Annotated in this window: 11 protein-coding genes; 4 read left to right on the forward strand and 7 right to left on the reverse strand. The window is 60.9% G+C overall.

Annotated features, from left to right (window positions below; translation table 11 throughout):
• Positions 1-5: 5 nt before the first annotated feature.
• Positions 6-1,778, reverse strand: a complete 1,773-nt coding sequence (locus FFT87_RS14180; protein WP_219949318.1) for a glycerol-3-phosphate dehydrogenase/oxidase — start codon at positions 1,776-1,778, stop codon at positions 6-8.
• Positions 1,779-1,926: 148 nt separating this feature from the next.
• On the opposite strand from FFT87_RS14180, the gene FFT87_RS14185 reads away from it, so the two are divergent.
• Complete coding sequence (locus tag FFT87_RS14185; protein ID WP_219949319.1) at positions 1,927-2,964, forward strand: sugar-binding transcriptional regulator; 1,038 nt, start codon at positions 1,927-1,929, stop codon at positions 2,962-2,964.
• Here FFT87_RS14185 and FFT87_RS14190 read toward each other — a convergent pair.
• Entirely contained in the window at positions 2,957-4,393 is a 1,437-nt protein-coding gene (locus tag FFT87_RS14190) for an NAD(P)H-quinone dehydrogenase (protein ID WP_219949320.1), read from the reverse strand. The genes FFT87_RS14185 and FFT87_RS14190 overlap by 8 nt on opposite strands.
• 175 nt (positions 4,394-4,568) lie before the next feature.
• On the opposite strand from FFT87_RS14190, the gene FFT87_RS14195 reads away from it, so the two are divergent.
• Both FFT87_RS14195 and FFT87_RS14200 read left to right on the forward strand, forming a co-directional pair.
• Entirely contained in the window at positions 4,569-5,405 is an 837-nt protein-coding gene (locus FFT87_RS14195; protein WP_219949321.1) for a purine-nucleoside phosphorylase, read from the forward strand.
• Entirely contained in the window at positions 5,402-7,069 is a 1,668-nt protein-coding gene (locus tag FFT87_RS14200) for a phospho-sugar mutase (protein ID WP_219949322.1), read from the forward strand. Before FFT87_RS14195 ends, FFT87_RS14200 begins: the two co-directional genes overlap by 4 nt.
• 77 nt (positions 7,070-7,146) lie before the next feature.
• Here FFT87_RS14200 and FFT87_RS14205 read toward each other — a convergent pair whose 3' ends face one another.
• The 5 genes from FFT87_RS14205 to FFT87_RS14225 are packed head-to-tail and all read right to left on the reverse strand — an operon-like array spanning position 7,147 to position 10,896.
• Positions 7,147-7,419, reverse strand: coding sequence for a PTS sugar transporter subunit IIB (locus tag FFT87_RS14205; protein ID WP_219949323.1), 273 nt, complete (start codon positions 7,417-7,419; stop codon positions 7,147-7,149).
• The gene (locus FFT87_RS14210; protein ID WP_219949324.1) at positions 7,416-7,865 is read right to left on the reverse strand and encodes a PTS sugar transporter subunit IIA; all 450 of its coding nucleotides are present in this window, start codon (positions 7,863-7,865) and stop codon (positions 7,416-7,418) included. Before FFT87_RS14210 ends, FFT87_RS14205 begins: the two co-directional genes overlap by 4 nt.
• Before the next feature lie 2 nt (positions 7,866-7,867).
• Positions 7,868-8,989: an adenosine deaminase gene (locus FFT87_RS14215; RefSeq protein ID WP_219949325.1), complete on the reverse strand. Its 1,122-nt coding sequence runs from the start codon at positions 8,987-8,989 to the stop codon at positions 7,868-7,870.
• A 57-nt stretch (positions 8,990-9,046) separates the two neighbouring features.
• The gene (locus FFT87_RS14220; RefSeq protein WP_219949326.1) at positions 9,047-9,718 is read right to left on the reverse strand and encodes an IclR family transcriptional regulator; all 672 of its coding nucleotides are present in this window, start codon (positions 9,716-9,718) and stop codon (positions 9,047-9,049) included.
• Positions 9,718-10,896 carry an adenosylhomocysteinase gene (locus tag FFT87_RS14225; protein ID WP_219949327.1) on the reverse strand — a complete coding sequence of 393 codons (1,179 nt, stop codon included), beginning with the start codon at positions 10,894-10,896 and terminating at the stop codon, positions 9,718-9,720. The genes FFT87_RS14220 and FFT87_RS14225 overlap by 1 nt, the downstream gene beginning before the upstream one ends.
• A gap of 48 nt (positions 10,897-10,944) precedes the next feature.
• Between FFT87_RS14225 and FFT87_RS14230 the strand changes: the two genes are divergently transcribed.
• Positions 10,945-11,892 carry a nucleoside hydrolase gene (locus FFT87_RS14230; RefSeq protein ID WP_219949328.1) on the forward strand — a complete coding sequence of 316 codons (948 nt, stop codon included), beginning with the start codon at positions 10,945-10,947 and terminating at the stop codon, positions 11,890-11,892.
• The last annotated feature ends 74 nt before the right edge of the window (positions 11,893-11,966 follow it).

An 11,966-nucleotide genomic window follows, 5' to 3' on the forward strand; every position in this document is an offset into this window, starting at 1 on the left:
TGGTGCTAGTGAGCTTCGTGAGTCGCGGGCAGTGCGAGCGGCACAATCTGGGGGGCTGCTTCGCGCACCTCTGACGCGGCTTCGTCGTCACGAGTGAGCGACGCCGCGTGAACGGCATCCGCCATCTGGTCATAGACGGCAACTTCGTGAGCCGTGGTCTGTTCATCCCATCCGAGCAGGGTCGCCGCGATCTCGGCGACTTCGGGAACTGCAGCGCGTGCTTCGTTCACGTACTCGTAGTTCATGCGCGTGCGGCGCAGCATGAGGTCTTCGAGGTGCAAAGCACCTTCGTGGGTGATCGCATAGACGATCTCGGCCCGGAGGTAGGCAGCGGCGTGCGTCAACGGCTGCGACGTTGCCGGATCGGCATCTGCAATTGCCGCGATCTCAGAGATATTAGCCCCGTAGCGGTGCAGTAGGTGATCAACCATCTGCTCGCTCCAACCGAACCGCGTGCTGAGTGCCCGCGTGCTCTCGCGCGCCGCGTCGAGACCGTCAGCACCAAGCAGCGCAATGGATGACGTGGTCGAGGGGTTCGCCTTGGCGGCGTCTTTGCCGAGAGCGAAGTCAACCGCATCCTTCGCCATGACGCGGTAGGTGGTGAACTTTCCCCCGGCGATGACCGTGAGGCCAGGGATCGGCGAAGCAACGGTGTGCTCACGCGAAACTTTCGCGGAGTTGGTGCCCTCCATCGTCCCGGGCTGTAGCAGCGGGCGAAGTCCGGCCCACGTGCCGATAACGTCTGAGCGATCGATGGGGTTCGCCAGGACTGCGTTGGCTTCGGCGATGACGTAGTCAATGTCATCCGCTGTCGCTGCGGGGTTGAGAAGGTTTTCTTTCCACGGGGTATCAGTGGTGCCGATGACCCAGTAGCGCGACCACGGGATGACGAAGAGCACGCTCTTCGACGTCTGAAGTATCAGGCCAGCTTCTCCTGAGATGCGCTCACGCGGAACCACAATGTGGATGCCTTTGGAAGCAAGAACTTCCAGTCCTCCGCTGCCGTGAGCCAGCGCCTGAGTGTCACCGGTCCACACACCGGTGGAGTTGATGACGGCCTTGGCGCGAACGGGAAAAGTGTTGCCGGTTTCGAGATCGACGAGCACTGCACCGTTGACGGCTCCGCTTTCGTTTTTCGTGATCTCGACCACTTGGGTGCGGCTGGCAGCCTTCGCGCCGTGGGCGTGGGCGGTGCGAACAACGCTGACGACGTAGCGCGCATCATCGACGTTGGCGTCCCAGTATTCGATCGCACCGACGGCGGCGTCGTGGGCGAGGCCAGGAAAGCGGGCGGCAAGCTTCTTGCGTGACAGGTGGCGGTGCCATGGAACGCTGCGCTTGCCTTTGGCATTCTTCGTCGCCACGACGGCGAGGAAGTCGTAAAGCGCGATCCCCGCGCCAACGAATGCACGCTCCCACACGTGGTGGCGCAGCGGGTACAGGAATGGCAGCGGCCGAACGAGATGGGGAGCAACGGTGTTAAGCAGCAGATCACGCTCAGTGAGAGCTTCGTGCACGAGTTTGAAATCGAGCATCTGCAGGTAACGCAGTCCGCCGTGGATGAGTTTGCTGGCGCGGCTTGAGGATCCCGCGGCCCAGTCTTGGGCCTCAACAACGACGGTGTCCAGATCGCGCGTTGCGGCATCCAGAGCAATTCCGGCGCCGGTGATTCCTCCGCCGATGACTAATACGTCTAGCTCACGACCCGGCGTTGCGCTGTCGACGAGACGCTGAATGGCGCTGTCGCGGGATGCTCGTGTGAGGGACTGATCAGTCATGAAAGGTGAGGTTCTTTCTGGTGGCGGGTACTGCGAGTAACGGCTGTGAATCATCTGAGATGTTTCATCGCTCAGCAGCGTATTACGTCGAGTAGGGCCAATGACAAACCGAGCAGAACATCTGCACGAACGTGCAAGGATGGTCACTATGGAACGCGAAGAGGCAATGCTGTCTGCATCATCGATGTACTACCTGCAAGACATCAAGATGGACACCATCGCCAACCACCTGCATATGTCCCGCTCGAGCGTGTCTCGATTGCTTCGGGATGCCCGCGAGAGTGGTCTCGTAGAAATCACGCTGCGCCCCACCCCCACGCGCGGTCCAGGCCTAGGCAAAAAGATCGAAGCCTGCTTCGGCGTCGAGACCCACGTCGTGCCCGTCGCTGACCTCGCCGACGAGGCTGAACGGCTCGATCAGGTAGCCCGCGCCACCGCCAAAATCGTGACCGGATGGTTTGACTCCGACATGATCATGGGAGTTGCGTGGGGCACGACTTTGGCGGCAATTTCCAAGTATTTGGGCAAGAAACCCACCAGAGGAAGCGCTATCGTGCAGCTCAACGGAGCGGCAAATGTTCGCACTTCTGGAGTGGAATATGCGGGCAACCTCATCGCCAATTTTGGTGACGCCTTTGATGCTCAAGTGCACCTTTTTCCCGTGCCAGCCTTCTTCGATTATGCGGAGACACGCAATGCAATGTGGTCGGAGCGATCGATTGTGCGCGTGCTGGAATATCAGCGCCGAGCAGACATTGCGCTCTTCTCAATCGGCGCGATTGCCGGCGAAGTGCCGAGCCATGTTTACTCCGCTGGCTACCTCGAGGCCGGAGACGTCGAAACCCTCGATAGCGAAGGCATCGTTGGTGACGTGTGCACGATCTTTTTGCGCGAAGACGGCACCTACGAAGACCTCTCGATGAACGCACGTGCAACCGGGCCCACCCCTGCCGAGCTGCGCACGATCCCCCGTCGAATCTGCGGTGTCGCCGGCGATAACAAGGTCGTTCCGCTTCTGGCAGCGCTGCGCGCCGGCGTAATCACTGACCTCGTGATCGATGAACAGACGGCAACAAAGCTCGTCGAGCACGTATTAGCGCTCAAGGGTAGTGCTGCCTCCGCGAGCGAGATCGCTTTCCAGTCTGGGGAGGGCGACGCCGTGCCCGCAGCGTCGACGCCTAGTTGACGATGTGCATCGCGCGGGCGGCATCCGTAATGCTGCCCGTCAGTGACGGGTACACCGAGAAGGCACGAGCGATTTGGTCGACGGTGAGACGGTGCTCAACTCCCAACGCAACAGACATAATGAGCTCTGAGGCATTCGGAGCGACAATGACGCCACCAATCAGCGTTCCCGAGCCGGTGCGCGCGAACAACTTGACGAAGCCGTCTTTGATTCCCATCATCTTGGCGCGCGGGTTCGATGCGAGGGGCAGTTTGTAGATAACTCCCTGAGCGAGACCATCTTCGATCTGCTTCTGTGACCAGCCGACTGTGGCGATCTCAGGTTGCGTAAAGATGTTGGATGCCACGTTGCGCAGTTCGATCGGCGTGACGCCGTCGCCCATAGCGTGGAATACCGCGGTGCGGCCTTGCATGGCGGCCACCGAGGCGAGGGGGAAGAAGTCGGAGCAGTCACCGGCAGCGTAGATCGACGGCATCGAGGTGCGGGCGACGCGGTTGACCCGAATGTGGCCAGAGTCAGTCAGCTGCACACCAGCCTCTTCGAGGCCGAGCCCCTCAGTATTGGGCAGCGATCCGACCGCCATGAGGCAGTGGCTGCCTTCGACGGTGCTGCCATCCTGCAGCGTCGCAACGACACCATTCTTCGTGGTCGTTACGGATTCCGCGCGTGACTTCGAGAGCACAGTCATACCGTTGCGCTTAAAGACATCTTCGATGACGCGAGACGCATCTTCGTCCTCGCCAGGCAACACTCGATCGCGCGAAGAAATTAGCGTGACTTTGGCACCGAGCGCGGAGTACGCCGAAGCAAACTCTGCACCCGTAACACCCGAACCGACAACGATGAGGTGTTCTGGGGTTTCGTCGAGAGTGTAGAGCTGAGTCCACGTGAGGATGCGCTTGCCATCCGGCATTGCGGAATCGAGCACTCGCGGGCGGGCGCCGACCGACACGATCACCGTATCCGCATCCACTTCATCGAAGTCTGTTCTGGTTTTTCCCTTGCCAGCAGAAACGACGAGTCGTTGGGGGCCATCGAGGCGACCCTCACCCTGGATGATTCGCACGCCAGCCTTGATGAGTTGCGATTTCATGTCATCGGACTGCTGCTGGGCGAGACGCATAAGGCGAGTATTGACGGCAGCGAGGTTGACGGTGATCTCGGGACGAACGACGCGACCAGAGTCTCCCCGCGAGTAGAACTGCACACCAAGATCGGCGGCGTCGCGAATCGCATTTGTTGCCTCGGCGGTCGCGATGAGTGTCTTTGACGGCACTACGTCGGTGAGCACGGCAGAGCCGCCAACACCGGCACGTTCAACGAGCGTGACCTCCGCGCCAAGTTGCGCACCCGCTAGGGCTGCTTCGTAGCCACCGGGGCCACCACCGAGTATTGCAATTCGTTGGGTGCGCTCGAACTCATAGGCCATACGCTAATTGTCTCGCTCTTCTGCTCTAGCGACAAACCACGCCGACATCGGCGCACGCTAAACCGCTGCGGCGGGTTCTCAAGCGGTTATTTACCCGCGCGGCGCGCGAAGAAGTGCTCACATTCGCACAGAACACAAGGCTCTGTCGCAGTCGTCACCGTTTAGAGTGGATGCCATGTCACAGTCGCCAACCACAAACCCCCTCGATGACCCCACCGCAGACCCGTTTGCGGTGGCGAAAGACGCCGCTGCAGCAATCGCAGCCGCGACAGGAGTCGAGAAGCACGACATTGCCCTCACGCTCGGCAGCGGATGGGGAAAAGCCGCCGATCTGCTCGGCGAGACCACCGCGACGATTCCGGCCTCCGACATCCCCGGATTCTCCAAGCCCGCCCTCGAAGGGCACGTCGGCACCCTCCGCTCAATCTTGCTGCCGAGCGGCAAACGCGCCCTCATCATCGGTGCCCGCACCCACTACTACGAGAACCACGGCGTACGTCGCGTTGTCCACTCCGTGCGCACCGCCGCCGCCACCGGCGCCACAACCATGATCCTCACCAACGGTGCCGGCGGTATCAAAGAGACCTGGAAGCCCGGAACCCCCGTGCTGATCAGCGACCACCTCAACCTCACCGCCGATTCCCCACTTGAGGGTGCGACGTTCATTGACCTCACCGACCTCTACAGCAAGCGCCTGCGTGAGATCGCGAAGTCGATCGATTCCAGCCTCGATGAGGGCGTGTACACGCAGTTCCGCGGCCCCCACTATGAGACGCCAGCCGAAGTCCAGATGGCCAAGACAATGGGCGGCCATATCGTCGGTATGTCCACCGCCCTCGAGGCGATCGCTGCGCGTGAAGCGGGCATGGAAATCTTGGGAATGTCGCTCATCACGAACTTGGCTGCCGGCATCCAGTCCACTCCCCTCAGTCACGAAGAAGTCATTCAGGCTGGCAAGGATGCCGAAGTCCAGATCAGTGGCCTCCTTGCCCAGATTGTGAACGCACTATGAGCGTCGAAGAATTGACCACCGAAGAACTCATCGCCGCCGCCAGCGCCTGGCTCGAGCAAGACCCCGACGCGGTCACCCATACCGAACTCGAAGCGCTAATCACGGATGCTACGAACGGTGACGAGACGGCAATCGCCGGACTCCATCACCGCTTTGACACGCGGCTCGCGTTCGGCACTGCCGGGTTGCGCGGCGAATTGGGCGCCGGACCCAACCGCATGAACCGGGTTTTGGTCACTCAGGCGGCTGCAGGACTTGCCGCCTACCTGCTCACTCACGAGATCAGCCCGAGCATCGTGATCGGCTACGACGGCCGCATCAACTCTGAAGTTTTTGCTCGCGACACGGCAACCATCATGGCCGGGGCCGGTGTGCGCGCAATCCTTTTGCCGCGACTCCTCCCCACCCCTGTTCTCGCCTTCGCGGTACGCCACCTCAACGTCAGCGCTGGCGTGATGGTCACGGCCAGCCACAACCCCGCAAACGACAATGGCTACAAGGTCTATCTGGGCGGCGATAACCACGGTTCCCAGATCGTGCCGCCCGCCGACGCCGATATCGCTCACGCGATCGATATCGTCGCCAAAGGGTCAATCGCCGAGCTGCCCCGCTCGACCGATTTCGTCACCACCGATGACGGTGTTGTTGACGAGTACATCTCTCGCACAGCGGCCCTCGTCGGCCCCGCCACCGACATCGTCTATACCTACACCGCCATGCACGGCGTGGGCTGGGAGACCAGCAATGCGGTCTACGCCAAGGCCGGCTTCGCTCCTCCCGCGCTGGTCGAGGAACAGGCTCACCCCGACGCAGCGTTCCCCACAGTCGCGTTCCCGAACCCTGAAGAGCCCGGCGCCATGGATCTCAGCTTCGCGAAAGCACGTGAAGTGGCAGCTGATGTTGCTATCGCCCACGACCCCGACGCTGACCGTCTTGCCGTTGCCGTTCCGGCCCGCGATGGCGAATGGCATCGGCTGAGCGGCAACGAAGTGGGAATGCTGTTGGGCTGGCGTGCTGCCGAACGGGCCAACGGTTCCGGAGTGCTCGCGGCATCCATCGTTTCCTCACCGGCACTGCGTGCGATCGCTGCCGACTATGGCCTGGACTACCAAGACACCCTGACCGGCTTCAAATGGATCTCCCGGATTGACGGCCTCACCTACGGCTACGAAGAAGCCCTCGGCTACCTCGTTGACCCCGATAAGGTGCGCGATAAGGACGGCATTTCGGCGTCGGTCGATTTTCTCTCTCTCGCTGCCGAGTTGAAGGCAGAGGGCAAGACTGTGCTCGATCACCTCGATGACTTCACCGCGCGCTTTGGAGCCTTCGCCTCCCGACAGGTGTCAATGCGCTTCGAGAAGATCTCCGAGATCGGCGAGACAATGACTCGACTTCGCGCTGCGGCTCCCACCGTGGTCGGCGGTCTCACCATTGCGTCATTCGATGATTTCGAAACCGGTGTTGACGGCTTCGCCCCGAGCAACATCATCCGCTTGCAGTTTGAGGGCGGCGCCCGCGTGATCGTGCGCCCCAGCGGCACCGAGCCCAAGCTGAAGTTCTATGTGGATGCCTCAAGCACGGCGGGCGATGGCGCCGAGCGGAAGGCCGCTGCCGAGGCCGTCGCCACTCAGCTAGAGACGGGAATGCGCGAGCTGCTCGTCTAGGCAGAGTGCGTGCGCTGGCGAGCGAGTGCGCACGCCAGCGCACGCGCAACCGAACGAACGCGGAGGGCGTTCTGGGCTTAGCCCAGAGCGTCCTCTAGTTTTTGTTTCAGTTCCGAAGTGTCGAAAAGGTTGATGATGACAATGACATCGGCATTCGTTTTACCGATCGCGTCAACGAATTCTTGAGTCGTCAGAATGATCTGGGCATCGGCGGCGACAACACGCACGGTGCTCACATCGGCGGCAACAACAGTCGCTTCGAGGTCAAGTGCCCGAAGCGCGCGCTCGGCATTCACTTTGAGCACTCCGGAGCTGCCGATGCCGGCGCCGCAAATTGTCACGATCTTCATGACGGTGTAACCCCCATAATTCGTTGCACTTCTGCCGCCGTCGTTGCGGCAGCGAGATCGTCAATTGCCGTTGAGTCGTTGAAAATATTAGCGACAGCAGCGACGGCCGCGAGGTGCGGTCCCGCCTCGACAATTGCGAGGCCGAGAATGACCTTCACCGGATCGTTGTGGGCATGACCGAACCGTACGGGCTCGGTGAGCGTCACAACAGACAACCCGTTGGCGATGACCTGCGGGCCCGGGCGCGCGTGTGCCAGGGCGAGCCCGGGCGCGATCACCACATAGGGTCCGTGGTCTTCGATCATCCGGATCATTTCTGCGGCATAGCCTGCTTTGGCCGCACCAGAACGCACTAGTGCTTCACCAGAAAGATTTACAGCAGATCGCCAATCAGCGGCAAAAGCGCCAATGTCGATCGCTGACTCGGGAAGAGGAGGGAGCTGCATAACTATGCGCTTTCAAAGCCAGCGCTGATGGCTTCGGAAAGCTCTTCACGCTCTTCAATCGGCAAGAACGCGGCCCCAGCAGCGTTGATTTGGAAAACCTCTAGATCGGTGAGGTCATAGCCGAATGCTTCTGAGAGCAAGAAGAGTTCGCGACTCAGGGTCGTTGCGCTCATGAGGCGGTTGTCGGTATTCACGGTGACCCGGAATCCAAGCTGGTAGAGCAAGTCGAAGGGGTGGTCGACAAGTTCGTCGCCCCACTGCTCGATCGCGCCGGTCTGTAGGTTAGACGAGGGGCTCAACTCGAGAGCAATCTCGCGGTCCTTCACCCATTGAGCGAGATCACCAAGTGAGACGTAAGTATTTTCATCGTCTTCGCGCGCAATTGTGATGTCTTCAGCAAGACGAACACCGTGACCGAGGCGCAAGGCGCGACCATCAAAAAGTGCGCTCCGGATGCTGTCAAGGCCGTCTGCCTCGCCAGCGTGCACAGTAGCGGGAAGGTAGTTGTGCGCGAGTAGATCGAAGGCACCGCGCATCCGACTCGGCGGAAAACCGGCCTCTGGGCCCGCGATGTCGAAGCCAAGCACTCCACGATCGCGGTGGCGAATGGCCAACTCAGCGATGTCGGTGCCGCGTTCGGTGTGGCGCATTGCGCTCAGGAGTTGACCGACACGGATGCTTCGCCCGCTTGAGCGCACGCCATCTACGCCTTCTTCTAGGCCCTCCTGCACGGCGGTGACTGCCTGGTCGAGGTCGAGCCCGTTCTGCAGGTGCTGCTCAGGGGCCCAACGGATCTCGCCGTAAATGACACCGTCGTCGGCAAGGTCTTGCACAAACTCGCGAGCCACTCGCCGCAAGTGCTCTGCCGTCTGCATGACGGCAATAGTGACGTCGAAGGTTTTGAGGTAATCAACGAGCGAACCGGAATCAGCCTGAGTGGCGAACCACGAGGTGAGCTTGGCCGGGTCAGACTCGGGGAGTTCGTAGCCCGTTTCTGCTGCGAGTTCCACGATGGTGTGAGGCCGCAATCCGCCGTCGAGGTGGTCATGCAGGGAGACCTTGGGCAGCGCGGTGATGCTTGCGCCGCTTCCGGGCATCGAAAAGTTCTCAACAGCAGCGTTCATACCGACAAATCTACCGTGTCCATCTCTGAAAGCGCCCTGTACTTTCGCTGGGTGACGTTAAGATCCTGTAAATGCTTCTCCACGAAGCACAACCGAGATTTCTTTCGCTGCGTTAGCGGCAAGTTGGAGCACCCGCTCGGCATCGATTTGGCTAAATGTGGTTGCGACATAAGGCACAGTAAGCGCAGCAACTGTGCCTGCTGCGCTCCGCACGGCCGCGACGACATCGGTAATACCGGGCTGAAGGGTGTCTGCCCGCACGAGCGGCTCGGCACTGTCGGCAGAGAGCACAGAGCCAGTGGCGGTGGTGGCGACATCAAATGCTGCGCCAACACGCACCCGGAACCCGAAGTCGGCCGGGGACTCGACCTGAGCAATGACGCGCACTTGCGTGCCATCGAGTACGGCTAGGTTGCACGATTGACGAGTCTGTTCTGCGAGTTCCTGCATGATGGGCTGCGCGATGCTCACGAGCCCTCGCAGCGGCGGATGCTGGTGCGCGAGCTCGAACAGTTTCATTGCCAGCACATAGAGCCCCGATTGCTTGTCTCGGAAAATGTAGCCGCGCCGTTCAAGCGTTGACAGCATTCGGAATATCTGACCAGTGCTGCGCTGAGTAGCCTCGGCAATCTCAGATTGGCTGAGGGCTCCCGTCGTTGCCGCCAACAGTTCAAGGATGTCGAGACCTTTATCGAGGGCAGGGGCGGCGTATTCGGGGGCGTTTGCCACTAGCGGTCCGCTTTCATCGCGACGAGCATCCGTCGAGCAATGTCTCGGTTGATGCTGTCGGGAACAGGTTGTGCTCCGGCCACGAGGGTATCGGCGGCAGTGACGACGCGCTCGAGCGATAGCGCTTGGAGAAGGAATCCGAGGTCCATCGATTCGATCGAGTTCCCCTTCGGTTCACGCCCGGCGAGGTTCATCATGCGCCCTTCCGCCAGCAGTGTGACATGACGGTCGCCCGGCAGCTCAATATTCTCGATTGCGGTGTCGATCACGGTGCTCGAAAGTGCGACATCGCGCAACGCCATGACGTCGATCTCCCAGGGGAAGTGGCCGCAATTGACGAGGATCGCTCCGTCAGCAACCACGTCGAAGAATTCAGTACCCAAAATCTGCGGATGACCGGTGGCGGTGATGAAGACTTCACCCCAGTCTGCGAGGTCGAGCACATTGGCGACACGGTAGCCGTCGAGGGCGGCCTCGAAGGCTTTGATCTCGTCAACCTCAACGACAGCAACTTTGCCGCCGAGGGCACGGAGGTAGTGGGCAACCCCGCGCCCGCACCAGCCGTAGCCGGCGACGACGAAGCGACGTCCTGGCACCATGAGGTTGGTGATGCGCATGAAACTCTCGACCACGGACTGGCCAACCGCGTGCTTGTTTTCCCCGATTGCCTTGAGCGGGCTGTCGTTGATGACGATAACCGGAAAGGGCACGTGATCAGCCAATTCTGCTCGCAGCCGGTAACCGCCCGAGGTGGTTTCTTCAGTTCCGCCGATGATCTGAGCGGCAGAGCCCAGCTCTGCGATCTTGGCTGCAAGGTCGGCGCCATTGTCGAGCAAGATGTCTGGTTGAGCATCCACGACGCTCGCGATGTTGGCGTGGTGCTGTTCCAGAGTGTCATCGCGCGTTCCGAAGATTGTCATCCCCTGCTCTCGCAGGAAGGCGACGATGTCATCTTGAGTTGACCCGTGGTTGCCGGTCGCGACGATCTCCGCTCCCCCGGCGGCAAGCGTTTCGAGCAGCACTGCGGTCTTGGGGTCAAGGTGCAATGACATGCCAATGCGGTGGCCCGCGAAAGGCTGCGTCTCCGCAAAGTGCTCTCGCACAGCGGCAAGCAGCGTCATCCGCGAACGAATCCAGGTCATTCGAGCCGCACCACGCTCAACAAGTTCAGAAGTCATGACGCCACTCTACATATATGAATCTAGTTTTCATATATGCTTTCCGTTATGGCTGAAAAAATTATTCTTGACTGTGACCCTGGGCACGACGACGCGATTGCACTCCTGCTCGCGCACGGAAGCCCCGAGATCGACCTGCTGGGAGTCACCACGGTGATGGGCAACCAGACAATCGAAAAAGTCACCCGAAACGCGCTTGCCATCGCCCGCGTCGCCGGCATCACCGACGTGCCATTCGCCCGCGGAGCACACCGCCCCCTCGTTCGCCAGATCGAAGTCGCCGAATCTATTCACGGCGAATCCGGCCTCGACGGCCCTGTGCTGCCCGAACCCACAATTGAGTTGGATGCACGGCACGCCGTCGACTTCATCATCGACACCGTCATGGCCCACGAACCCGGCACCGTTACACTCGTCCCCACCGGCGCCCTCACCAACATCGCTCTTGCCGTTCGCAAGGAACCGCGCATTGCTGAACGTGTCAAGCAGGTTGTGCTCATGGGCGGCGGCGTCAACGTCGGCAACTGGAGTGCTACGAGCGAGTTCAATATCGTGATCGACCCCGAGGCAGCCCACATCGTGTTCAACGAGTGCTGGCCCCTCACGATGGTCGGCCTCGACCTCACTCACGAGGCTCTCGCTACCGACGAGGTTGCCGCCTCCATCGCCGCCATTGGCACGGGCCCTGCTCGCTTTGTTGGCGAACTGTTGGAGTTCTTCGGCGAAACCTACCGCGATGCTCAAGGCTTCGACCACCCGCCCGTCCACGACCCCTGTGCCGTCGCATTCGTCATCGACCCCACGGTGATGCAGGTTGTCAAGGTGCCGCTGGATGTCGAACTCACCGGAACGCTCACCCTCGGCATGACCGTGGCCGATTTTCGCGCCCCAGCTCCCGAAGACTGCACAACTCAGGTTGCCCGCAACCTTGACCACCCCAAGTTCTGGGGAATGGTTGTCGACGCGCTCGAACGCATTGGCGATCCGCAGCTCTAGACGACTGCTGCGACAACGATCGGTCCGGAGCGTCGGCGTACCAACGAGCCGCCTGCGCTCCGTTTCTGTTGTGA

This window comes from Salinibacterium sp. M195, from assembly GCF_019443965.1.
GTDB lineage: Bacteria > Actinomycetota > Actinomycetes > Actinomycetales > Microbacteriaceae > Rhodoglobus.

Bases quoted from the DNA above. Each gene is read 5' to 3' on its own strand.
- FFT87_RS14180 (WP_219949318.1), bottom strand. From the start codon at position 1,778: ATGACTGATCAGTCCCTCACACGAGCATCCCGCGACAGCGCCATTCAG.
- FFT87_RS14185 (WP_219949319.1), top strand. From the start codon at position 1,927: ATGGAACGCGAAGAGGCAATGCTGTCTGCATCATCGATGTACTACCTG.
- FFT87_RS14190 (WP_219949320.1), bottom strand. From the start codon at position 4,393: ATGGCCTATGAGTTCGAGCGCACCCAACGAATTGCAATACTCGGTGGT.
- FFT87_RS14195 (WP_219949321.1), top strand. From the start codon at position 4,569: ATGTCACAGTCGCCAACCACAAACCCCCTCGATGACCCCACCGCAGAC.
- FFT87_RS14200 (WP_219949322.1), top strand. From the start codon at position 5,402: ATGAGCGTCGAAGAATTGACCACCGAAGAACTCATCGCCGCCGCCAGC.
- FFT87_RS14205 (WP_219949323.1), bottom strand. From the start codon at position 7,419: ATGAAGATCGTGACAATTTGCGGCGCCGGCATCGGCAGCTCCGGAGTG.
- FFT87_RS14210 (WP_219949324.1), bottom strand. From the start codon at position 7,865: ATGCAGCTCCCTCCTCTTCCCGAGTCAGCGATCGACATTGGCGCTTTT.
- FFT87_RS14215 (WP_219949325.1), bottom strand. From the start codon at position 8,989: ATGAACGCTGCTGTTGAGAACTTTTCGATGCCCGGAAGCGGCGCAAGC.
- FFT87_RS14225 (WP_219949327.1), bottom strand. From the start codon at position 10,896: ATGACTTCTGAACTTGTTGAGCGTGGTGCGGCTCGAATGACCTGGATT.
- FFT87_RS14230 (WP_219949328.1), top strand. From the start codon at position 10,945: ATGGCTGAAAAAATTATTCTTGACTGTGACCCTGGGCACGACGACGCG.